This window comes from Rhodobacter capsulatus (assembly GCF_052363175.1).
GTDB classification, from domain to species: domain Bacteria; phylum Pseudomonadota; class Alphaproteobacteria; order Rhodobacterales; family Rhodobacteraceae; genus Rhodobacter; species Rhodobacter capsulatus_D.
On record NZ_CP198946.1, the window covers coordinates 469698 to 492615 of the forward strand.

Here is a 22918-nt window from a genome sequence, read left to right on the forward strand (position 1 = left end):
CCATGGTGGATCGCAGCGAAAGTGACAGCCGCACGCTGTTGCGCCGGTTGCGTGACACTCTGGCCACCCCCGGCGACGGACAGGATCGGCTCGACCGGATCACCCATCTGATCGCCCATTCGATGCGGACGCAGGTCTGCTCGATCTATCTGTTCCGCGACCCGGAAACGCTGGAGCTTTGCGCCACCGAGGGGCTGAACCCCGAGGCGGTGCACAAGACCCGGATGCGGCTGGGCGAGGGTCTGGTGGGCCGCGTCGCCCGCACCGGCCAGCCTGCCAATACCGCCAATGCGCCTGCCGAACCCGGCTTCCGCTACATGCCGGAAACCGGCGAAGAGATTTATTCAAGCTTCCTTGGCGTGCCGATCCAGCGCGTCGGCGAGAAACTGGGCGTTCTGGTCGTGCAATCGCGTGAGGCGCGGCTCTTCTCGGATGACGAGGTCTACGGGCTCGAAGTCGTCGCGATGGTGCTGGCGGAAATGACCGAACTGGGCGCCTTCACCGGCGATCAGGGCGGTATTGGTGCGGCACATCGGTTCCCCGTCATGTTCCGCGGCTCGACCGGGCAGGAAGGCGCGGCCGAGGGCCGGGTCTGGCTGCACGAGCCGCGCGTCGTCGTAACGAACCCGGTCGGCGATGATCCCGATGCCGAAAAGGCCCGGCTCGATGCCGCAGTCTCGACGCTGCAGGCGCAGATCGACGACATGCTGATCGGCTCGGCCAGCATGGACAAGGAACAGCGTCAGGTTCTGGAAGCCTACAAGATGCTTGCCCATTCGCGCGGCTGGGTGCGGCGGATGAGCGAGGACATCGACCTTGGCCTCTCGGCCGAGGCGGCGGTGGAAAAGGAACAATCGACGGCGCGGGCGCGGTTGGAACAATCCACCGACGCCTATCTGCGCGAGCGGCTGCACGACCTTGATGACCTTTCGAACCGGCTGCTGCGGCTGTTGACCGGGCAGGGCAAGGATACCGGCGCCGAACTGCCCGACAATCCGGTGCTGGTTGCGCGCAACATCGGCCCGGCCGAGCTTCTGGATTACGGTCGCAAGCTCAAGGGTGTGGTGCTGGAAGAGGGCTCGGTCGGCAGCCATGCCGCGATCGTTGCCCGGGCGCTGGCGATTCCGCTGGTGATCCATGCGACGAGAATCACCAACGAGGCGCTGAACGGCGATCCGATTCTGGTCGATGGCGATCAGGGCATCGTGCACCTGCGCCCCGAAGACACCGTGGCCGCCGCCTTCCGCGACAAGATCGCGATGCAGGCGGAGGCGCAGAAACGCTACGCCGATCTGCGCACGAAACCGGCGGTGGATCGGGCGGGCAATGGTGTCAGCCTGATGATGAACGCGGGGCTGATGGCGGATCTGCCCTCGCTCAAGGGCTCGGGCGCCGATGGGGTCGGGCTGTTCCGCACCGAATTGCAATTCCTGATCCGCTCGCGCGTGCCGCGCCGCGGCGAATTGGCGGCGCTTTACAAGCGGGTAATCGACGCCGCCAAGGGCGCCAAGGTGCAGTTCCGCACCCTCGACATCGGCTCGGACAAGGTGCTTCCCTACATGAAGCCGCAAGAAGAGCCGAACCCGGCGATGGGCTGGCGGGCGATCCGGCTGGGCCTTGATAAACCGGGCGTGCTGCGGATGCAGTTGCAGGCGCTGATCCGCGCCTCGGAAGGGCGGCCGCTCTCGGTCATGTTCCCCTTCGTCGCCACGCCTGACGAGTTCAACGCGGCGAAAGCCACGCTGATGCGCGAGATCGACCGCGAGGCGACGCTGGGTCGGCCCGTGCCCTCCGATCTGCGCGTGGGGGCGATGCTGGAAACGCCGTCACTGGCCTTTGCCGCCGACAGCTTCTTTGCCAGCTGCGATTTCATCTCGATCGGCGGCAACGACCTGAAGCAGTTCTTCTTTGCCGCCGACCGCGAAAACGAGCGCGTCCGGCGCCGCTATGACACGCTCGACACCAGCTTCCTGACCTTCATCGAAAAGATCATCGCGCGCTGCGCCACGAATGACACCGCACTCAGCTTCTGCGGCGAGGATGCCGGACGCCCGATCGAGGCGCTGACTTTCGCCGCGCTTGGCATCCGCACGCTCTCGATGCGCCCGGCCTCGATCGGGCCAGTCAAGCACCTGCTGCGCCGCGCCGATCTGACCGAGTTGAAAGCGGTGATCGATGACGCCCGCGCGCGCGGCATGCAAAGCGTCCGGCCCGCGGTGACCTCCTATCTGGCCGGGTTGCAGGGCTGAGACGCCGCGGCGAGAGGCTCAGACCATCTCGCCGATTTCGCGCAGCACGGGGCCGTTCGCGCACCAATCGGGTGCCGATCCGCGGTCTTCCGAATGTTCCGAAAGATAGGCAAGGCAACCTTCCGAGCCGGCGCACATGCGGCAGTGATTGATCATCTGCGCGAAATCCGACTGCGACAGCAGCCCTTCATGCATCGCCTCGGTGAGGTTCACCCCCATCCGACGGCCCATGCCGCGGGCGATCCAGAAATACAGATCGATGTTGCCCTGAATGCCCATCATTTCTCTCCTTCGGCGTCTGCAAGAATCTGATCCGTCGCCAGCGCCGCCCGCAGGCGGGCCATCATCTCGCGATTGGTGCAATAATCCGGGGCTTCGGCTTCCGGTTTCCCGGGCCCGTTGTCTTCGTCATGCGCCGAGAGCCAGTGCAGGCATTCGGTCGGCTCCGGACAACCGGCACAGCGCACCACCGCTTCGCGCCAATCATCACCGCCCAGCTTCCCTTGCAGCATCATCTCGGTGAGATTGACGCCAAGAGCCTGTGCCATGCGGTTCATCAGGGCGGCATGCCGATTGAGGATCTTCCGTCCGTGCATAAGCAATTCCTTGTTCCGGGCAGGGTCGCACAAATCATCTGCCGCGGGTGTCGAATTGCCATGATTCAGATCAATCTTTGCGCGAGGCGCGCGGTGTTACCGCTCGCGCAATCAGATATGCCGGGGAATTGGGCAGACTGCGGATCAGAAGCCGTGGAAGGTGCCCTTGCGCAGCGCCGAGGTGACCCGGTGCACGACGGCGATGCGCTCACCATTCGCCGGATGGGTGCCAAGGAAGCTGTGCCCCGGATCGGGCAGGCGGGTAAAGAACAGCGCCCCGCGCTCTGGGTTGTAGCCCGCGTTCCAGGCGATCACCGTGCCCAGGGCATCGGCCTGCAATTCGTAATCCTTGGAATAGGCGCGCGCGCCCATTTCTGCGCCGAAATCCCGCGCTTGCGCCACGCCATCGGCATCCGCCCCCGAGGCCGCTGCCAAAGCGCCCAGAATCAGCGCCCCGCGGGTCGCATCCGAACTTTTCTGTTCCAGATGGCCCAGAATGTAATGCGCCGCCTCGTGCCCCATGACGAAGGCCAACTCGTCGCGGTTGCGCGCCTCGGCGATCAGGGCAAGGTTGAAGGCGACGATCGGACGGCCGCGCGCGTCCAGCGTCTGAAAGGCGTTCGGTTGCGGATCGGGGCGTTCATCGACCATCACCTGATAGTCGCAATTCATCCGCCCATGCGTCCGCGACAGACATTCGCTTTCGATCCGCGGTTCCATGTCCCGCGCGACGGCCAGAAAATTCGCCGCTGCCGTATGGGCATCTGGCCCGGTCTCAACCGTCACCACCGGCGCTTTCGGTCGGGGCAGGGACGTTGCGTCCATCCCCTGATGCGGAGCCTCGCAGGCGGCAAGCGCCAGCGGCAGGGCAAGGACAGCAAGGAGACGGCGCGCCATGGATCGAAGGACCGGAATGAATTTCCGCGATACTAGCGGCGCTGCGTCCGGGTGCAATCGCCTTTGGTCCGATCACCGAAATGTTTGCCCTTTTCGTGTCCGTCCATGCGCGTTAGCATCGGATCATGTTCACCATCGAGCACGAATTCGACGCCACCGTGATCACCCTCGTCGACGAGGGCGATGACCCCCGCGATTATCTGCGGGAAGACATCACCATCCAGTCCTTCGAGGATTGCGTGGTGGTCGAACAACTCGACGAAACCACCGAGACGGTGGTGCGGGTGGTCTTCTCGCATGCGCAACTGCGCGAACTCGCCGCCGCCCTCGACCTGCCCGAAGGCGTCTATCGGTTGCAATCCAGAACAAAGGCCTGAGCAAGGCCCGCCCGCGCAAGGGCGTATTTGGACCAGGAAAAGCCATGGCCTTTTTCTTGGCCGAAATACGCCGGGGGTCCGGGGGCAGCGCCCCCGGCGCCTGTCACACGGCGATATTGTCGATCAGCCGCACATCGCCCAGATGAACCGCCGCCAGCATCCGCGCCGGTTCCGACAGCTCGGTCATCGGCCGCAGACCGTCGGCGGTGCGCAACTCAAGATAATCCCAGTCTCCGAAACCGGCCGCGCTGATCGCGGCCTTTGCCGCCGCGAGCGTCTCGGCCACCGGCGCCCCTGCCCGGATCGCCTCGGCGGCCGCCTGCATCTCTGCGTAAAGCTTCGGCGCCAGCGCGCGTTCCTCGGGGGTCAGTCGCACATTGCGCGACGACATCGCCAGCCCGTCCTCTTCGCGGATCGTGGGGCAGGGGATGATGCGGATCGGCACGTTCAGGTCTTCGACCATCCGCTTGACGACCTGCACCTGCTGCCAGTCCTTCTCGCCAAAGAAGGCGCGGCCCGCCTGCGTCATCCCGAAAAGCTTGCTCACCACGGTCGCAACACCTTCGAAATGGCCGGGGCGGAAGGCGCCTTCGAGCGGCTCCGACACGCCCGAGACCGAGACGACCGTGGCGAAGCCGTCCGGGTAGACCTCGTGCACGCCGGGGGCGAAAAGCACATCCGCCCCTTCTGCCTCGAGAAGCGCCAGATCGTGATCCTCGTTGCGCGGGTATTTCGCCAGATCGTCCTTGTTGTTGAACTGCATCGGGTTGACGAAGATCGTCACGATCACCCGGTCGGATTGCTTGCGGGCCTCGCGCACGAGGCTCATGTGGCCATCATGCAGCGCGCCCATCGTCGGCACGACCCCCACGAGCATCCCCGAGCGTTTCCAGGTCGCCACCTTTTCGCGCAGTTCGGCCGAGGTGCGGATCACTTGCGTCATTTCTTCACCTCGTCGAAGAAGGAATAGTCCGGCGTCGGGAAGGCCCGGCTGCGGACCTCGGCGGCATAGGCCGCGACGGCTTCGGTGGCGGTGCGGCCCAGTTCGGCATAGCGCTTGACGAATTTCGGCCGGAAATCGGTGAAGAGGCCCAGCATGTCGTCGATCACCAGCACCTGACCGTCGCAATCGACCCCGGCGCCGATGCCGATCATCGGAATGGCGAGCATCGCCGAAATCTCGCCCGCAAGCTCCGCGGGCACCTTTTCCAGCACCACCGAGAACGCCCCGGCCTCGGCCACCGCCAGCGCATCGGCCTTGAGCCGGTCACCATCCGCGCCGCGGCCCTGCACCTTGTAACCGCCCAGCGTGTTCACCGATTGCGGCGTCAGCCCGATATGCGCCATCACCGGAATGCCACGCGCGACCATAAAGGCGATGGTCTCGGCCATGTGCACGCCGCCCTCGAGCTTCACCGCCCCAGCCCCGCTTTCCGCCATGATCCGTGCGGCATTGCGGAAGGCCTGCTCCGGCCCTTCCTCGTAGCTGCCAAAGGGCATGTCGATCACGACCAGCGCCCGATCCGAGCCGCGCATCACCGCGCGGCCGTGCAGGATCATCATCTCCATCGTCACGCCCAGCGTCGAGGGCAGGCCATGCAGCACCATGCCGACCGAATCGCCGACCAGCAGCACGTCGCAGGCCGGATCGGCCAGCTGCGCGATTGGCGTCGTGTAGGCGGTCAGCACCACCACCGGCACCTTGCCCTTCAGGGCCAGAATGTCCGACGGCATCAGCCGCCTTTGACTCGCGGTTGCGCTCATGGAATCCTCCCTCTCCCTCGCGGGCTTCCTACTCTTTCCAATCCGTAAATGCAAAGTGGCAACGCCGCGACGCAGCATCCATGGCGGTCTCTTTCGTCGCAGTCCACCTTCTGCTTTTATCTTGCGGCAAATATCCTGGGGTCCGGGGCAAAGCCCCGGCTCTCATTCTCCAATCGCGAAGGTCCCGCCATGCTGATCGAACGTCTGACGCCCGTGGGCGATCCGGAACTCTCCCGTCCCGACCCGGAACGTCTGATCGAGGGCGATCCCGTTCACCGCGCCTGGAATGCCGAGGAGGAGGACGGTCTTTTCTGCGGCATCTGGGAAAGCACGCCGGGGGCGTGGCGTGTGCATTATGATGAATGGGAATATTGCCGGATTCTGGCGGGCCGCTCGGTGATCGAGGGCGACGCGGGCGAGCGGATGGAGGTCGGTCCGGGGGACGCTTTCTTCATCCGCCCGGGGTTTCGGGGGATCTGGCGGGTGATCGAGACCACCCGCAAGGATTATGTGATCCTGATCCGTTAGGGCTCAGTTTCCGGCTGCGCCGCGCGCCTCGGCCGAGGCGACGGCGGCGGCGTGCTGTTGCGCCTCCAGCACCGCGGGATCGGTGATCTGACCGGCCGCCCAGGCGGCGTCATCGGCGGCGATCAGCTCGACCTCGGCCTCGGGCACGACATAGCCGGTATGCAGTTCGTGCATCGGCCCTTCGAGTTCAAGGCTCTCGGCGCGGGTGCGGACCTTGACGCGGGTGCCCATCGGCGCCTCGTCGAACATGTCGATGATGTCCTGATTAAAGAGCCGGATGCAGCCTGCCGAGGTGGCCTTGCCGATCGAGGACGGGTCCATCGTGCCATGGATCCGGTAATAGGTGTCCTGGCCGTTGCGGTAAAGATAAAGCGCCCGCGCGCCGAGCGGGTTGTCGAGCCCGCCCTTGAGCCCGCCCGCCAGCGGCCCGTAAAGCGCGGGATCGGCCCGCACCATTCGCGCCGTCGGTTGCCAGGACGGATAGATCTCCTTGCGACCGACCACGGCATTGCCCGAAAAGCCCTTGCCCGCCTTGCCCACGGCAATGCCGAAGCGCATCGCCTTGCCCGGTTCGACGACGTGGTAGAGCACGCGCGCATAGGGGTCGATGACGATCGTATCCTTGCCCTCGGGGCCGGTATACTCGACCCAGCGGCGGCGGTTGCGTTCGTTCAGATAGGCGGGGTTCACCGCGGGCACGACGCGTTCGCCATCCGGGCGGGCCTGATATTCCGGGGGAACGCCCTTGAGCGGCGCAGTGGTGGCGGCCTTCGGATCGGCGGCGCAGCCTGCCAGAACGGAAAGAACCAGAAGTCCCGCAAGCGGGGCGCGGAAGACAAACGAAAGACGGGACACGGGCAGCACCTGTCGAGAAATGAGCGAATCTCCCCGCAAGCGGGGCATTGGCGGCGATCAGGGGGCGGCGCCGACGCAAGGTCAAGCCCTCGCGCGGTTGTGATCCTGAAAAGTCATGAAAATTCCGCTGGCTGTGGCGAAAGGGGCGACCTGAGCCGCCCCTTGCCGATCTTACCCCACGACGTTGAAGCCGGGGCCGTAGGGATATTTGGTGATGTCCTCGGCGCCGTCTTCGCCGATCACCAGAATGTCGTGTTCGCGGTAGCCGCCCGCACCCGGCATCCCCTCGGGCAGGGTAAGCATCGGTTCCATCGAAATCACCATCCCGGGTTCGAGCACGGTGTCGATATCCTCGCGCAGTTCAAGCCCCGCCTCGCGGCCGTAGTAATGGCTGAGCACGCCGAAGCTGTGGCCATAGCCGAAGGTGCGGTATTGCAGCAGTTGCCGTTCCTCGAAGAAGGCATTGATCTTGTGCGTGACTTCGGAGCAGACCGCGCCCGGCACCAGCAGCGACATGCCGTATTCATGCGCGGCGACGTTCGCCTCCCAGATCCTCAGCGAGGCCGGGTCGACCTCGCCCACGAACATCGTGCGTTCAAGCGCGGTGTAATAGCCCGAGATCATCGGGAAGCAGTTCAGGCTGAGGATATCGCCGCGCTTCAGCACCCGCCCCGTAACCGGGTTGTGGGCGCCGTCGGTGTTCATCCCGGACTGGAACCAGACCCAGGTGTCGCGGTATTCGGCATCGGGGAAGCGCTTGGCGATTTCCGCTTCCATCGCATCGCGGCCCGCCATCGCGACGTCAATCTCGCGAATGCCTTCCTTGATCGTGTCGTGGATCGCATAGCCGCCCACATCCGCCACGGCGGCGCCGTGCTTGATCAGCGCGATCTCGGCCTCGGATTTCACCATCCGCTGCGTCATCGTCGCCGGGGCGATGTCCAATCCGCGCCTCGGCTTCAGGAAGTGGTTGAACTTCTCGGCGTTCAGCATCGTCAGGTGATCGGCCTCGCAGCCCACCGCCTTGCCTTGGCCCACGACATGGGCGACCGCGCGCCAGTAATTGTCGCGCGCCCAGTCGGTATAGGTCAGGCTTTCGCCATGCGAGCGCCGCCACGGTTGCCCCGCATCGATCCCGGCCGAGATCACGACCGAGCGATCCTTCGTCACGACCAGCCCGTAGGGACGGCCGAAGCTGCAGTAAAGGAAGCCCGAGTAATAGGCGATGTTGTGCATCGAGGTGAGCAGGACTGCGTCAAGGCTGTGCAGCTCCATGATGTCGCGCAGGCCTGCAAGGCGTGCCTCGTATTCCGCGGCCTCGAAGGGCAGCAGAACCTTGGGGCCATTTTCGCAGGTGTAGAATTCCGGTCTTTGCATGATCTGTCCTTTGGGCCTCTGGGACCCCGAAAGATCCCGGCGTTCAGGACGTAAGCGGGCCCCGAAACGGTTCGGTTTCCGCAAGCATCGGGCAGGGCCCTGTGGCGACGCCATCGCCACGGCTCGGCCCCAGAATGCCAAAGGGGCGCGCGGCTTGCAAGCCCCGCGCCCCTCTCTGTCTTTCAGGTCCGGCTCAGCCCGCTGCCAGCCGTTTCTCTTCCGCCGCCTTCATCGCCGCATCGGAGGGGGCGATGAAGGTGTAGAACATCGGCACGACGAACAGCGTGAACATCGTCCCGATCAACAGGCCAGAGAACATCACGATCCCCATCGCCTCGCGCGCCGCCGCGCCCGCGCCATCGGCGATGACCAGCGGCACCACGGCCAGCGCCATCGCGGCGGTGGTCATCAGGATCGGCCGCAGTCGGGTCTTCGCCGCCAGCACGATGGCGTCCTGCCGGTTCAGCCCGTGATGCTCGCGCTGCTGGTTGGCGAATTCCACCATCAGGATGCCGTGCTTGGTGATCAGCCCGATCAGCGTGATCATCCCCACCTGCGAATAGATGTTCAGCGTCCCCAGCCCCAGGTTCAGCGGCAGCACCGCGCCAAAGATCGTCAGCGGCACCGACATCAGGATGATGAACGGGTCGCGGAAGCTCTCGAACTGCGCGGCCAGCACCAGATAGATCACCAGCACCGCCGCGGCAAAGGCGATCATCAGCGTGTTGCCCTGCGTCTGCTCCAGCCGCGACTGGCCGGAATAATCAAGGAAGAATCCCTCCGGCATCACCTCGTTGGCGATCTGGATGATCGCCGCCAGCCCGTCGCCCGAGGATTGCCCGGGGATCGGCAGCGCCGAAATCGTTGCCGAGTTCAGTTGGTTGAACTGCTCCACCTTCGAGGCCATCGAGCCGGTCTCGATCTTCACCACGGACGACAGCGGCACCATCTCGCCGCTGGCCGCGCGGACGAAGTAACGGCCCAGATCCTCGGGGGTGCCGCGGTAGCTCTTGGGCACCTGCAGGATGATGTCATAGCTGTTGGAATCGCGGTCGAACTGCGCCACCGAGCCGCCACCGACCAAAAGGCCCAGCGTTACCCCGATGTCCGAGATCGGCACGTTCAGCGCCGCCGCCCGGTCGCGGTCGATGGTCACGCGGATCTCGGGTGCGTCGAAGCTGAGCGAGTTCTGCACGAAGATGAACTTGTGCGTCGCCTGCGCCTTTTGCCGGATTTCCTCGGCCACTTCGGCGACACGATCCGCCCCGTAGATCGACTGCACCACCACCGAAATCGGCAGACCGCCGCCCGCGCCTGGCAGGGTGGGGGGGGCGAAGGCAAAGCCCTCCATGCCGGTCGAGGCGTCGATCCCGGCTTGGATGTCCTTTTGCACCTCTTCCTGCGAACGGTCGCGGTCAGCCCATTTCTTCAGTGCCCAGATATAGATCCCCATGCTGTCAGACCCGCCGAAGCCGGCGATCGAAAAGGCGGTGCGGACCTCGGAAATGTCCTTGGTGGCCTGCCCGAGCTGGTCGATGTAATGCGCGGTGTAATCGGCGGTCGCATAACGCGGCGCCTGCACCATGGCGATCACCGCGCCCTGATCCTCGTCGGGGGCCAGTTCGGTCGCGGTGCGCTGGAACATGAAGCCCATCGTGCCCACAAGCACCACCACGACCAGCACCGTTACCGGGCGATATTTCAGCGAGCCCGCGACGCGGCGTTCGTAGAAATTCGCGAAGCGCTCGAAGGTGCGGTCGATGAAGGCGGCAAAGCCGGTGGCATGACCCTCCTTCAGGATGCGCCCCGCCATCATCGGCGTGATCGTCAGCGCGATCACCCCCGACAGGATCACCGAACCCGCAAGGGTGAAGGCGAATTCGCGAAACAAGGCCCCCGTCACGCCGCCGGTAAAGGCGAGCGGCGACAGCACGGCGGCCAGCGTGATCGTCATCGCCACGACGGCGCCGGTGATCTCCTTCATCCCCTGCACGGCGGCGGGGATCGGTTTCATCCCCTCCTCCATGTGGCGGTGGATGTTTTCGACCACGACGATCGCATCATCGACCACAAGCCCGATCGCCAGCACCATGGCGAGCAGCGTCAGAAGGTTGATCGAATACCCCAGCGCCAGCAGCACCGCCATCACGCCGACCAGCGACAGCGGAATGGTGACGATCGGCATCGCCACCGACCGGATCGAGCCAAGGAAGAGCAGGATCACCACGACGACGATGGCGACGGCCTCGGCGATGGTCTTGAACACCTCGGTGATCGAGGCGGAAATCTGTTCGGTCGTGTCATAGACCAGCTCGATCGTCATGCCCTCGGGCAGGGTGTCTGCGATCTTCGGCAGCTCCGCCCGCACCGCGGCGGCGGTGTCGAGCGGGTTCGCCGAAGGCGTCTGCGACAGGCCGATGAACGTGCCCCGCGCGCCGTTGAAGGTGACGATCTCGCCGCTGTCATCCGAGGCAAGCTCGACCTGCGCCACGTCGCGCAGTCGCACCACCGCGTCGCCCTCGGCCCGGATCGGCAGGGCGCCGAAGGCCTCCGGGGTCTGCAGCGTCGATTTCAGCGTGATCGATTTCGCGACATAGGTGTTCTCGGTCTTGCCGGGCGCGGCGAGATAGTTCGAGGCTTTGATCGCCGCCAGCACTTCGGAGGCCGTCACCCCCCGCGCTGCCAGCTTCATCGGGTCGAGCCAGACCCGCATCGCATAATTCGCGGCCCCGATCACCTCGATTTCGGCAACCCCCGAAATCGTCGACATCCGCGGCCGGACCACCCGTTCCAGATATTCGGTCAGCTGCTCGGTCGTCATGTTCGGGTTCTGCGCCGCCAGATACATCAGCGCGAAGGTCTGGCCGGTGCCCTTGACGATCACCGGATCTTCCGCCTCCGAGGGCAGCTGCCCGCGCACCTGCTGCACCTTGGACAGAACCTCGGTCAGGGCGGTGTCGGGATCGGAGCCAAGCTTCATGTTGACCGAGACCTGCGACACCGAGGGCATCGAGGTCGAGGTCACATAATCGATGTTCTCGGTGGTTGCGACCGCGGCCGAGATCGGCGCGGTGATGAAGCCCTGAATGAGTTCGGGCGAGGCCCCTGCATAAGTCGTGGTGATCGTGACGACGGTCTCGTCCACTTTCGGATATTGCCGCACCGGCAGGCTCATGAAGGCCTGAAAGCCGAGCAGGAGCATGAATGCGCCGAGCACCATCGAGAGGACGGGGCGGCGGATGAAGAGTTCGGAAAAATGCATCTCCGGGCCCTCAGTTTCCGCCCACGCCGGGCAGCGATTGCGAATTGTCGATCTTGACCGTCGCGCCCGAGGACAGCTTGTTCTGCCCCGCGGTCACCACCTGATCGCCCGGTTCCAGCCCGGTGCGGATCTCGACTTTGTCGTCGAAATGGCGACCGACCTTGATGAAGACCTGCCGTGCATGCAACTCGGCCGTGTCGGCACCTTCCGGTTTTTCTTCGCGCACGACAAAGACGCTGTCGCCGTAAAGGCTCGAAGAGACCACGGTCTGCGGCAGGGCGATCACGTTCTTTTCCACCGGCAGCGCCACGCGGACATGCAGGAACTGCCCGGGCGTCAGCTTGTCGCCGTCGTTCGGCACATCGGCGCGCAGCGTGACCAGACGCGAATTCGGGTCGATTTTCGGCTCGATCCCGGTGATCTTGCCCTCGACCGAGACATCGCCCACTTCCGAGGTGACAGTCACCGGCATGCCGGGTTTCGCGATCGCCGCATCGCTTTCGGTCAGGGTGAAATCGACCCGCATCCGCGAGCGATCCTGCAGCGTCGCAAAGACGGTGCCCGGCGTCACATAGGACCCGATCTCGATCTTCGGAATCCCGATCGTGCCCGCAAAGGGTGCGGTCAGCTGTTTCGTCGACAGCGTCGCTTCCAGTTTCGCCACGGTGGCCCGGGCCTCGATCGCGGCGGCTTCCGCCTCGTCCAGCGCCGAGGTTGCCGAAACGCCTTTCTGCCGCAACTCCTTGGCGCGGGTCAGGGCGGTTTCGGCCAGCGTTTCCGCCGCCCGCGCCGCATCCAGATCGGCGCGCTCTTGCCGGTCGTCGATCTGCACCAGCGCCTGGCCCTTTTCGACATGGTCGTTCGCGGTGAAGCGGATCTCGCGCACGATGCCCGCGGCTTCGGTGGCCAGATCGGTCCCCTTCACGGCGGCGGCGGTGCCGATCGCCTCAAGACCGGGTTGCCAGTCTTCCGCCGTCACCTTGGTCACCGAGACGGCAACGGGCGGGGCCTTCATGTTGGCGAAGATGCCGGCGATCATCTTGCCGACAAAGAGGTTGTAGCCAATGATCCCCCCCGCCACGATGACGAGAGCGACGATGGCGATGAGCAGGCGTTTGATCATGGGCGGCTCCGCAGACGCGACGTGGACAGGCGCGACGAAAGCCACGCCAAGCCCACCCGTCAAAAAGACCGGGCAGGCTCGTTTCTTGGCAGAAGATGTGGTGCGAAAAGCCGAAAGACAAGCCACTTGGACCTCGCATTTCCGCACAGTGGCCCCGCTGCCCCGGTTTCGCGTAAAAGTTGTGAAAATCCTGTGCCGAGGTTCGGAAAATGCTGCCCCAACGGGCGACTTTAACAATTGCTTAACCATGAACGCGGATGCTGAGGGTGCCGAATGGAGGTTGCCATGCACGTCGACCCGATTGCCCAGACCCCCGCCATTCTCGTTTCGCCCCGCCCCGCCCCGCAACAGGCCCCCCAAGAGGCCCGCTCTGCGGCCCGGCTGCTGTCGACACCGCTGCTTTTCGCGCTGGTGCTGGCCGTGCTTCTGTCGGCCTGCGGGGCTTCGGCGTCGCCACCGTTTTTCGGGTCCAGCCGTCATGATGTGACGTTGCAGGGCTATCGTTTCACGGTGCTGCTGAAGGACACTCATGCCGAGGTGATCCGGCTGGGCTATCTGTCCCGGGCCGAACGCAAGGCGGTTCCGCCGCTGATGATCGCGGCGGCCGAACAGGCCTCGGGCTGCAAGGTCATTGGGCCGGCGACCGGGATCTACCGCTCGCCGTCGCTGCCGGGTGACACCGGCGAAGCGCGGTTTGATCTGCGCTGCGGCTGAGACGCTTCGGGCTGCGGCGTTCCGCCGCGGGATCTTGGCCGTCCCGCAGCGGTGCACATGACCCAGATCAAGGCCGGATCATGTGCAAATATATCTTCCTTTGCATGGAACGCGCTGCACCGGAGGAACCCATGACCCGCCTTTTTGGCATCATCTATGCTCTCGTCGGCCCCACTGTGGCTGGCGTCCTCATCGTCGTGGCGCTGACCATGAACATGTATGACATGAAAACGATGATCTACGCCGCTGTCATCGGCTTTGTCGCGGCCCTGCCTGTCGCCTGGATCGTGGCGGGCAAGATCAACGACGCGTAACACCGGACAGATCGGGCGCGGGGCGGGTTTGGGAAGGAGTCCACCCTGCGCTGATCTATCCGCTTGCGGGGCGGGAGGGGCTGTGCAAGCCTTTCCTGCCCCGTTTCATTTTCGGAAACCCGCCAGGAGGTCCCCATGCCCGTTTCCCAAGGATACAGCCGCACCCAGATCCTGCTGCACTGGGCGGTTGCCGTTCTGATCATTCCGCAATTCCTGCTGGGCGAGAACATCGCCGAGGCCTTCGGCAAATGGATGTCGAACGAGCCCACGCCCTTCAACCCCGCCGTGATCTTTCATGTGATGACCGGCCTGACGATCTGTGCGCTGGTGATCTGGCGTCTGGTGCTGCGCCTGCGCCACGGCGCGCCCGCGGCGCTTGATTCGGGCAGCCCGGTGATGAACAAGGTCGCCTCGGGGGTGCAGCACACGATGTATCTGGTGCTGATCCTGATGGTGGTCAGCGGCGGCACCGCCTGGTTCGGCCTGGTCGGCCCGGCGGCGGGCGTGCACAATGTGCTGAAGCTGGTGCTGCTGCTGTTGATCCTGATCCATGTCGCCGGTGCGGTGAAGGGTCAGTTCGTGCTGAAGAACGGCATCATCCGCCGGATGATGAAGGCCGAATAAGCCTCAGCGGCCGAGGAAGCTTTCCACGGCCGTTTCCACCTCGCGCGGGCGCTCGGCATGCAGCCAATGGCCCGCACCTTCGACAGATTGGAAATCCGCGTGCGGGAACAGCGCGCGGATTTTTTCATGGCTGTCCGGGCGGACATAATTCGAGGCCGCGCCGTAAAGAAAGAGCGCCGGTCCGGGGAAGGGCTTTGCCCCCGCAGGCAGTGGCTCCGGCCAGTCGAGAATCGCAGACAGGTTCGCCGCCAGCGCCGTCAGGTTGAACTTCCAGCGCACCGGCCCGTCGCGCAATTCCAGCGATTGCAAAAGGAAGGCCCGGGTGCCCGGGTCTTTCACATTCTCGGCCAGACGCTTGTCGGCCTCGCTTCGCGTCGTCAGATCATCAAGCCTCATCGCCTGCATCGCCGCGATCAGCCCGCCATGCGCCGCGCCGTGGCTGTAGGGCACGGGGGCCATGTCGGCCACCACCAGCCGCTCGACCAGCCCCGGTCGGGTCAGCGCAAGCATCATCGCCGCCTTGCCGCCCATCGAATGCCCCATCACATCGCAGGCGCGGCCCTCGGCCTCGATCACCGCGGCCAGATCGGCGGCCAGATCGGGGTAAGTGTGGCTGTCGGCCCAGAAGCTGTCGCCGTGATTGCGCAGATCAAGCGCGAGCACCTTTCGCCCGGCGGAAAGCCGCTTCGCGATCACGCCCCAGTTCCGGCCCGAGCCGAAAAGACCCGGGGCAATCAAGAGCGGCGGCAGGGCGGTGTCGGGGCCATGGGCGATGAAACTCAGCATTCGCCCGATCTAGCGCGCGGGCCGCCCCCGGACAATGAAAAAGGCCCCCGAAGTCGGGGGCCTTCTCGATCTGGTGAACCGCTCAGAGCGCCGGATACAGCGGGAACTTCGCGCAAAGCGCCGAGACTTCCGCCCGCACTTCGGCTTCGACGGCGTCATTGCCCTCTTCGCCATTGGCGGCCAGCCCGTCGACGACCTTGATGATCATGCGCGCGATCTGGCGGAACTCTTCTTCCTTAAAACCGCGGGTGGTGCCGGCGGGCGTGCCCAGACGGATGCCCGAGGTCACGGTCGGCTTTTCCGGGTCGAACGGGATGCCGTTCTTGTTGCAGGTGATGTGCGCGCGGCCCAGAGCCTTGTCGGTGGCGTTGCCCTTCACGCCTTTCGGGCGCAGGTCCACCAGCATGACGTGGGTATCGGTGCCGCCGGTGACGATGTCGAGACCGCCCTTCATCAGCTCGTCCGCCAGCGCCTGCGCGTTGGAGATAACTTGCTTCGCATAGACCTTGAATTCGGGGCGCAGCGCCTCGCCGAAGGCGACGGCCTTGGCGGCGATGACATGCATCAGCGGCCCGCCCTGAATCCCCGGGAAGATCGCCGAATTGACTTTTTTCGCGATCTCTTCGTTGTTCGTCAGGATCATGCCGCCGCGCGGACCGCGCAGGGTCTTGTGCGTGGTGGTGGTCGCCACATCCGCATAGGGGAAGGGCGAGGGATGCGCGTCCCCGGCCACGAGACCGGCAAAGTGGGCCATGTCGACCATCAGATACGCGCCCACGCTGTCGGCGATCTCGCGCATTTTCGCGAAGTCGATCTGACGCGGAATGGCCGAGCCGCCCGCAATGATCAGCTTCGGATTATGCTCTTTCGCCAGACGGGCGACTTCGTCGTAGTCGATCCGGCAGTCCTGCTGACGCACGCCATATTGCACGGCGTTGAACCATTTGCCCGACTGGTTCGGCGCGGCGCCGTGGGTCAGGTGACCGCCCGAGGCGAGGTTCATGCCCAGAATGGTGTCGCCCGGCTTCAGAAGCGCGTTGAACACGCCCTGGTTGGCTTGCGAGCCCGAGTTCGGTTGCACGTTGGCGAAGGAACAGCCGAACAGCTCGCAGGCTCGCGCAATCGCCAGATCTTCGGCCACGTCGACGAACTGGCAGCCGCCGTAGTAGCGCTTGCCCGGGTAGCCCTCGGCGTATTTGTTCGTCATCACCGAACCCTGCGCTTCCATCACGGCGGCAGAGACGATGTTTTCCGAAGCGATCAGCTCGATTTCGTCGCGCTGACGGCCAAGCTCGCCACGGATGGCGGCGAAAAGCGCGGGGTCACGGCTGGAGAGGCTCTCGGTAAAGAACCCGGCGTCGCGTTGATCGGTCATGGGCAACTCCTGAGGCGAATGTCGTCGCCCGTTTATCGCAGAAAATCGGCCCCCGAAAGCACTCAAAGCGACAAACGGGCATTTTGGCGCGTCACGCCGGGGCGACATTTGCCCAGCAGGAAACGCGCCAAGGCCCGAACGGGCTTGTCATTCGCCCCCCGCCTTGTCACACCAAGAGGAACCGGAGGCCGACCGTGAACCGACCGAGCAAGATCCATTTCGCGGCCTCGCAGGCCGACAGCGCCCAGGAGGCGCTGGAAGATCTTGTCGCGCGCTATGGGCAGGCCTCGCTCGTCGAGGCGGATGTGATCGTGGCCTTGGGCGGCGACGGCATGATGCTGCAATGCCTGCACGCCGGATCGGGGCTGCCGGTCTACGGGATGAACCGCGGCTCGGTCGGGTTCATGATGAACGATTACCGTGTCTTCGATCTGCCCGACCGGCTGGCCGCGGCCGAGGAAGCCCATATCAACCCGCTGGCGATGCGCGCGAAGACCGCCGACGGGGTGATCCGCGAGGAATTGGCGATCAACGAGGTCTCGCTGCTGCGCGCCGGGCCGCAGGCGGCGAAGCTGCGGATTTCGGTCAATGGCCGTGTGCGGATGGAAGAGCTGATCTCGGATGGCGCCATCGTTTCGACGCCCGCGGGATCGACCGCCTACAATTATTCTGCGCATGGGCCGATCCTGCCCATTGGCTCCGACGTGCTGGCACTGACGGCGATTGCACCGTTCCGGCCGCGGCGTTGGCAAGGCGCGATCCTGCCCAGCTCGGCCACGGTGCGGTTTGATGTGCTCGAAGCCGCGAAACGCCCGGTGATGGCCGATGCCGACAGCCGCTCGGTGAAGCCGGTGCTCTGGGTCGAGATCCGGTCCGAGCCGACGATCACCCACCGCATCCTGTTCGATCCCGGCCACGGGCTGGAAGAACGGCTGATGCGGGAACAATTCGCCTAATCGGTGCGCCAGCTTTCCAGCTTGCGGTAAAGCGTCGAGGCGGCCACGCCCAGATCGGCGGCGGCTTTCGGCACTGCCCCGTCATGGCGATCCAGCGCGGCCTCGATCACCCGGCGCTCGACCTCGGCCAGCGTCAGGCCGGACAGATCCGCCGCCGCGGTCGCGGGGGGCAGCCCGGAGGCGTGCACCTCGGTCGGCAGCATCGCGGGGGTCAGCTCGTCGCCCTCGTGCAGCACGGTGACGGCGCGCAGCACGTTCGACAGTTCCCGCACGTTGCCGGGCCAGGAATAGGCCCGCAACAGCGCCATCGCCTCGGGCGAAATCCGGGTGAAACTGCGCCCCTCGATCGCTGCATAGCGGGCGAGGAAGGTCTCGGCGAGCGGCAGCATATCCTCGCCGCGCTGGCGCAGCGGCGGCATCTGCAAGCCCACCACCTGCAGGCGGTAGAACAGATCTTCGCGCAGCTGTCCCGTGCGCACCGCTTCGGCCAGCGGCATCGTCGAAGCCGAGATGATGCGCAGGTTCACCCGCCGCGCCGCCTCGGCGCCCAGAGGATGCACGAGCCCGCTTTGCAGGAACCGCAGAAGCCGCGGTTGCAAGGTCGGATGCAGTTCGCAGACCTCATCCAGAAACAGCGTGCCGCCATCGGCCAGTTCCGCCGCGCCAAGCCGGTCCGACAGCGCACCCACAAAAGCGCCGCGGCGATGGCCGAAGACCTCGGATTCGAGCCGGTCGGGTGGGATTGCGCCGCAATCGAGGGTGATGAACGGACCCTGTGCCCGTGCCGAAAGCCGGTGGATCGCCAGCGCGGCCAGTTCTTTGCCGGTGCCGCTTTCGCCGCTGATGCAGACCGGCGCCATCGAGCGGGCGGCAGCGCGGATGCGGTCATAGATGTCGCGCATCGCGGGGGAATGGCCGATGAAATCGGGTAGTGGCGCCCGCGATTCCGCGGAATGCGGGTCATGGGCAATATTCGCCGCGCGCCGGGCGGCCTCGACCGCCTCCATCAGCCGCGATTCCGTGACCGGCTTCACCAGGTAATCCAGCGCCCCCCTGCGGATCGCTGCCACCGTCCGCTCGGTCGAGCGTTCCGCGGCGACCACCACGACTGAGGTTTCGGGCCGCATTTCCAGCAGATCGACGAGCAGATCGAGCCCGTCGCGGTCGGGCAGCATCAGATCGAGCAGCACCACCGAAATCGGATGTACGCGAAACATCTCCAGTGCATCGGCCGCGGTGCCCGTCGACACTGTCCGATAGCCCGCGCGCCGCAGATGGGATTCATAGATCGTCCGCATCGAGGCCGTGTCTTCGACCAGCAGGATGTCGGGGGCATCAAGCGCATGCAGCGGCAGGTTCATGCCCCGACCTCATCAAAGCGGCGCTGTCGGCGCACGGCATAGGCGATCAGCCGGTCGATCTGTGTCAGAACCGAGCGCCCGATCAGCTGCGTCGCGACCGCATCCTCACGCCGGGCCGCGGCGCAAAGCTCTTCGGCCAGTTCCTGCAGCCGCACCGCCCCAACCGCCCCGGAGACGGAAAGCAGTACATGGCTGTCCGACCGCACCAGCGCCAGATTGGGCTCCGACAGGCCTGCGACCAGCCCGCGTTCAACCCGGCTCAGATCCGAGATCAGCCGCTGCAGCAACTCCTGCGAGGCGCCGGGACCGGCCACCACCAGAAGCTCATCGAAGACCGTCTCGTCTACGACAGGGGGGCAGGGACGGCGGCCGTCCCCTGCGGTTTCGGCGCTTTGCCGTTCCAGGGCCAGGGTGATCGCTTCCGCAATGGGTTCGATCGCGGTCAGTGGTTTCGAGGCAATCGCATCCGCCCCGGCCGCCACGATTGCCTCGCGGTTCGCGCGCAGGACATAGGCGGTGCAGACCACGACCGGAATCGCGCTGTGTCGCCCGCCGCTGGCGCGCAGGGTGCGGATCAGATCGAGCCCGGACAGCCGCGGCATCTCGGCATCGATCACAGCCAGATCGTAACTTCCATTGTCGAGCATCTCGAGTGCCTCGACCCCGTCGGAGGCCGTATCGCAATGCGCCCCCATCGCAGAGAGCATGTGACCCAGCACGGCCTGATTGAGCGCGCTGTCTTCGGCCACCAGTACCCGCATCCGGCTCAGATCGGGCAGGGGGGTGTCGATGGCGATTTCGGGCGGCATCAGCCCCGCAAGCGGCAGCGACAGCGCCACCTGGGCCCCGCCTTCGGCACGGTTCGAGACCTCGATCCGGCCATCCAGCCGTCGCGCCATGTCGCGCGAGATAAAAAGGCCGAGCCCGTTGCCCGCCTTGCCCGGAACCTCGCCGCGCGCGCCTTGCCGAAACAGCCGCCCGCGCAGTTCGGGATCGAAGCCCGGCCCGTCGTCAAGCACGGTGAACAGGAGCCGCTCATTCGCCTCGACCGTCAGCGCCAGCCGCACCGAACCGCTGTCGGTATATTTCACGGCATTCGAAAGCATGTTCGACAGCACCCGCTCGAGTGCGATCCGGTCAAGCCGCACCAGCACCGGCACATCGGGGGCCATGGCGACGTGAAAGCCGAGCCCCTTTTCCTGCGCCCGTCCGGTCCAGCGCATCTCGACGTCGTAAAGCAGCCGCGCCAGCTGCACAGTTTGGCGCAAAGGCCCCACGGCCTGATCGGTGACGATCTCGAAGCCTTCCTCGATCAGCCGGGCCATGTCTTCGCCCGCCGCCCGCATCCGCTCGAATTGCAGGCGCATGGCGGGGCTCAGATCCTCGTCTGCAAGCAGATGCAACCCGCCCAGAATATCGGAGACAGCTGCCCTGAGGTCATGCCCAAGGAGCATGATCCGTGCAATCTGTGCCTTGTTTTCCGAAGGCGCGCCGCTGGCGCTTTCGGAGGGAGGACCAATATCATTCATGACGACACCTTGACCGGTTCATCTTCCAGCCCGGCGTTGGCAAATCAAGTCCCGAGAATGTGAGGGGACCGAAAAGAGGCAGATGACTTCACGTAAAAATTGCAACCCGACACGACCCTGCACGTGCAGGGCCGTGTCGGCGTCAGCTCAGGCGACGGCGGGGTAGCCGATCGCTTTCAGCGCCGCGGTGATCTCGTCGAGAATCGCCGGATCATCAATCGTCGCGGGCATCTTGTACTCGACGCCATCGGCGATCTTCGCCATCGTGCCGCGCAGGATCTTGCCCGAGCGCGTTTTCGGCAGACGGTCGACGACGACCGCCAGCTTGAACGCCGCGACCGGGCCGATCTGGTCGCGCACCAGACGCACGCATTCCTTGATCACATCAGCCGCCGGGCGGGTGCAGCCCTTGGTCAGGCACAGGAAGCCCATCGGCAGCTGGCCCTTGAGCTCGTCCGCGACACCAATGACGGCACATTCGGCGACGTCCTTGTGCGAAGCCAGAACCTCTTCCATCGCGCCGGTCGAGAGGCGGTGACCCGCGACGTTGATCACGTCGTCGGTCCGGGCCATGATGTAGACATAGCCGTCTTCATCAATGTAGCCCGCGTCGCCGGTCTCGTAATAGCCCGGGAAGTGGGTCAGATAGCTTTTCGTGAAGCGGTCGTCGGCATTCCACAGCGTCGGCAGCGTGCCGGGCGGCAGCGGCAGCTTGATCGCGATGGCGCCCAGCGTGCCCGGGGCCACCGGATGGCCGCCCTCGTCGAGCACCTGCACGTCATAGCCCGGCATCGGCTTCGTCGGCGAGCCGACCTTGACCGGCAAGAGTTCGATGCCGAGCGGGTTGCCCGCAATCGCCCAGCCGGTTTCGGTCTGCCACCAGTGGTCGATCACCGGCACGCCCAGATGTTCCTGCGCCCATTTCACCGTTTCCGGGTCGGCGCGTTCGCCGGCAAGGAACAGCGCCTGCATCTCGTGCAGCTTGTAGCGCTTGATGTAATCGCCATTCGGATCCTCGCGGCGGATGGCGCGCAGCGCGGTCGGCGCGGTGAAGAACGATTTGATGCGGTGATTCTGGATGATCCGCCAGAACACGCCCGCGTGCGGGGTGCCGACCGGCTTGCCTTCGAACACCACGGTGGTGGCGCCCGCAAGCAGCGGGCCGTAGCAGATATAGCTGTGGCCGACGACCCAACCCACGTCCGAGGCGGCCCAGAAGCGGTCGCCCGCTTCGATGTTGTAAATGGCCTTCATCGACCAGTTCAGCGCGACCAGATGGCCCGCGGTCGGACGCACGACACCCTTCGGCGCCCCGGTGGTGCCCGAAGTGTACAGGATATAGGCCGGGTGGTTGCCCTCGACCGGCACGCATTCGGCCGGTTTCACGCCATACTGGAAGCCGTGCCAGCTGAAGTCGCGGCCCTCGACCAGCTTCGCAACCTCTTGTTCGCGCTGGAAGACGACGCAGAATTCGGGCTTGTGCGTGGCTTGATCGATGGCGGCATCAAGCAGCGGCTTGTAATGCACGACGCGGCCCGGTTCGAGACCGCAAGACGCCGCGATGATCGCTTTCGGCGTGCAGTCGTCGATCCGCACGGCGAGTTCGTGCGCCGCAAAGCCGCCGAAAACGACCGAGTGGATGGCGCCCAGACGCGCGCAGGCCAGCATCGCTTCCAGCGCTTCGGGGATCATCGGCATGTAGATGATGACGCGGTCACCCTTTTCGACGCCGCGCATGCGCAGCGCGCCCGCAAGGCTCGACACGCGCGCCTGCAGTTCCTTGTAGGTGATGCCCTTGGTCGAATGGGTGATCGGGCTTTCGTGCATGATCGCGATCTGATCGCCGCGACCGGCCAGAACGTGACGGTCCACCGCGTTGAAGCAGGTGTTCACCATGCCGTCGGCAAACCATTCCCCGGCCGGGCCCTGATCGAAATGTGCCTTGGAGGGGCTTTGCACCCAATCGATGCCCTTGGCTGCATCCATCCAGAACCCTTCGGGGTCCGCCTGCCACGCGGAATAGACTTCCTTGTATCCCATGGTATCCCTCCTCCAACCTTGCAAGCTTGTTACGCAGGCGGAAAGGTTTGTGCAAGAATGTTACCGCCGCAGGTGAGGGCTTGGCACAAAAATTTGCAGAAAGCGGCGGGGATTCCGCCGCAAACTTTTGCAAATATTGCTTATATTTGAACGCCGTCACGAAAGCGAAAAGCGTTTTGCAAAGTTGCTCC

21 protein-coding genes are annotated in these 22918 nt (G+C 65.0%); 7 read left to right on the forward strand and 14 right to left on the reverse strand.

Annotated elements, in window-relative coordinates; genetic code table 11:
- Positions 1-2: 2 nt before the first annotated feature.
- Positions 3-2249 carry a phosphoenolpyruvate--protein phosphotransferase gene (ptsP, locus tag ACTTAI_RS03105; RefSeq protein ID WP_444454206.1) on the forward strand — a complete coding sequence of 749 codons (2247 nt, stop codon included), beginning with the start codon at positions 3-5 and terminating at the stop codon, positions 2247-2249.
- Between the two features lie 18 nt (positions 2250-2267).
- Here the strand turns inward: ptsP and ACTTAI_RS03110 are convergent, their stop codons facing one another.
- The 3 genes from ACTTAI_RS03110 to ACTTAI_RS03120 all read right to left on the reverse strand — a co-directional run bounded on the left by ACTTAI_RS03110 (position 2268) and on the right by ACTTAI_RS03120 (position 3742).
- Positions 2268-2531 (reverse strand): DUF6455 family protein, encoded by a 264-nt coding sequence (locus tag ACTTAI_RS03110; RefSeq protein ID WP_444454208.1) that lies wholly within the window; start codon positions 2529-2531, stop codon positions 2268-2270.
- Positions 2528-2845 carry a DUF6455 family protein gene (locus tag ACTTAI_RS03115; RefSeq protein ID WP_444454210.1) on the reverse strand — a complete coding sequence of 106 codons (318 nt, stop codon included), beginning with the start codon at positions 2843-2845 and terminating at the stop codon, positions 2528-2530. The genes ACTTAI_RS03110 and ACTTAI_RS03115 overlap by 4 nt, the downstream gene beginning before the upstream one ends.
- 144 nt (positions 2846-2989) lie before the next feature.
- Complete coding sequence (locus tag ACTTAI_RS03120; RefSeq protein WP_444454212.1) at positions 2990-3742, reverse strand: M48 family metallopeptidase; 753 nt, start codon at positions 3740-3742, stop codon at positions 2990-2992.
- 125 nt (positions 3743-3867) lie between these two features.
- Between ACTTAI_RS03120 and ACTTAI_RS03125 the strand changes: the two genes are divergently transcribed.
- Entirely contained in the window at positions 3868-4119 is a 252-nt protein-coding gene (locus tag ACTTAI_RS03125) for a hypothetical protein (RefSeq protein ID WP_444454213.1), read from the forward strand.
- Between the two features lie 103 nt (positions 4120-4222).
- On the opposite strand, the gene panC is transcribed toward ACTTAI_RS03125, so the two are convergent.
- Together panC and panB are read right to left on the reverse strand one after the other, a co-directional pair.
- Positions 4223-5062 carry a pantoate--beta-alanine ligase gene (gene panC, locus ACTTAI_RS03130; RefSeq protein WP_444454215.1) on the reverse strand — a complete coding sequence of 280 codons (840 nt, stop codon included), beginning with the start codon at positions 5060-5062 and terminating at the stop codon, positions 4223-4225.
- Positions 5059-5883 (reverse strand): 3-methyl-2-oxobutanoate hydroxymethyltransferase, encoded by an 825-nt coding sequence (panB, locus tag ACTTAI_RS03135; protein WP_444454217.1) that lies wholly within the window; start codon positions 5881-5883, stop codon positions 5059-5061. The genes panC and panB overlap by 4 nt, the downstream gene beginning before the upstream one ends.
- Positions 5884-6072: 189 nt before the next feature.
- On the opposite strand from panB, the gene ACTTAI_RS03140 reads away from it, so the two are divergent.
- On the forward strand, positions 6073-6411 hold the full coding sequence (locus tag ACTTAI_RS03140; RefSeq protein ID WP_444454219.1) for a cupin domain-containing protein: 339 nt from the start codon (positions 6073-6075) through the stop codon (positions 6409-6411).
- 3 nt (positions 6412-6414) lie between these two features.
- Here the strand turns inward: ACTTAI_RS03140 and ACTTAI_RS03145 are convergent, their stop codons facing one another.
- The 4 genes from ACTTAI_RS03145 to ACTTAI_RS03160 form a co-directional block, all read right to left on the reverse strand.
- On the reverse strand, positions 6415-7266 hold the full coding sequence (locus tag ACTTAI_RS03145; RefSeq protein WP_444454221.1) for a L,D-transpeptidase: 852 nt from the start codon (positions 7264-7266) through the stop codon (positions 6415-6417).
- Between the two features lie 171 nt (positions 7267-7437).
- Positions 7438-8643 carry an aminopeptidase P family protein gene (locus ACTTAI_RS03150; protein WP_444454223.1) on the reverse strand — a complete coding sequence of 402 codons (1206 nt, stop codon included), beginning with the start codon at positions 8641-8643 and terminating at the stop codon, positions 7438-7440.
- Between the two features lie 193 nt (positions 8644-8836).
- On the reverse strand, positions 8837-11905 hold the full coding sequence (locus ACTTAI_RS03155; RefSeq protein WP_444454225.1) for an efflux RND transporter permease subunit: 3069 nt from the start codon (positions 11903-11905) through the stop codon (positions 8837-8839).
- 10 nt (positions 11906-11915) lie between these two features.
- Positions 11916-13028, reverse strand: coding sequence for an efflux RND transporter periplasmic adaptor subunit (locus tag ACTTAI_RS03160; RefSeq protein ID WP_444454227.1), 1113 nt, complete (start codon positions 13026-13028; stop codon positions 11916-11918).
- A gap of 285 nt (positions 13029-13313) precedes the next feature.
- Here ACTTAI_RS03160 and ACTTAI_RS03165 point away from each other — a divergent pair, with 285 nt between their 5' ends.
- The 3 genes from ACTTAI_RS03165 (at position 13314) to ACTTAI_RS03175 (ending at position 14680) form a co-directional block, all read left to right on the forward strand.
- Entirely contained in the window at positions 13314-13742 is a 429-nt protein-coding gene (locus ACTTAI_RS03165; RefSeq protein WP_444454229.1) for a hypothetical protein, read from the forward strand.
- Between the two features lie 131 nt (positions 13743-13873).
- Entirely contained in the window at positions 13874-14056 is a 183-nt protein-coding gene (locus ACTTAI_RS03170; protein ID WP_013066180.1) for a hypothetical protein, read from the forward strand.
- Between the two features lie 135 nt (positions 14057-14191).
- Complete coding sequence (locus ACTTAI_RS03175) at positions 14192-14680, forward strand: cytochrome b (protein ID WP_444454231.1); 489 nt, start codon at positions 14192-14194, stop codon at positions 14678-14680.
- 3 nt (positions 14681-14683) lie between these two features.
- Here ACTTAI_RS03175 and ACTTAI_RS03180 read toward each other — a convergent pair whose 3' ends face one another.
- Complete coding sequence (locus ACTTAI_RS03180; RefSeq protein ID WP_444454233.1) at positions 14684-15466, reverse strand: alpha/beta fold hydrolase; 783 nt, start codon at positions 15464-15466, stop codon at positions 14684-14686.
- An 82-nt stretch (positions 15467-15548) separates the two neighbouring features.
- Positions 15549-16841 carry a serine hydroxymethyltransferase gene (gene glyA / locus ACTTAI_RS03185; RefSeq protein ID WP_444454235.1) on the reverse strand — a complete coding sequence of 431 codons (1293 nt, stop codon included), beginning with the start codon at positions 16839-16841 and terminating at the stop codon, positions 15549-15551.
- Positions 16842-17035: 194 nt separating this feature from the next.
- Between glyA and ACTTAI_RS03190 the strand changes: the two genes are divergently transcribed.
- Positions 17036-17797, forward strand: coding sequence for an NAD kinase (locus ACTTAI_RS03190; protein ID WP_444454237.1), 762 nt, complete (start codon positions 17036-17038; stop codon positions 17795-17797).
- On the opposite strand, the gene ACTTAI_RS03195 is transcribed toward ACTTAI_RS03190, so the two are convergent.
- The 3 genes from ACTTAI_RS03195 to ACTTAI_RS03205 all read right to left on the reverse strand — a co-directional run bounded on the left by ACTTAI_RS03195 (position 17794) and on the right by ACTTAI_RS03205 (position 22727).
- The gene (locus ACTTAI_RS03195) at positions 17794-19158 is read right to left on the reverse strand and encodes a sigma-54-dependent transcriptional regulator (protein ID WP_444454239.1); all 1365 of its coding nucleotides are present in this window, start codon (positions 19156-19158) and stop codon (positions 17794-17796) included. The genes ACTTAI_RS03190 and ACTTAI_RS03195 overlap by 4 nt on opposite strands.
- Positions 19155-20687, reverse strand: coding sequence for an ATP-binding protein (locus ACTTAI_RS03200; RefSeq protein ID WP_444454241.1), 1533 nt, complete (start codon positions 20685-20687; stop codon positions 19155-19157). The genes ACTTAI_RS03195 and ACTTAI_RS03200 overlap by 4 nt, the downstream gene beginning before the upstream one ends.
- Positions 20688-20834: 147 nt before the next feature.
- Positions 20835-22727, reverse strand: a complete 1893-nt coding sequence (locus ACTTAI_RS03205) for a propionyl-CoA synthetase (RefSeq protein WP_444454243.1) — start codon at positions 22725-22727, stop codon at positions 20835-20837.
- Positions 22728-22918 lie beyond the last annotated feature (191 nt).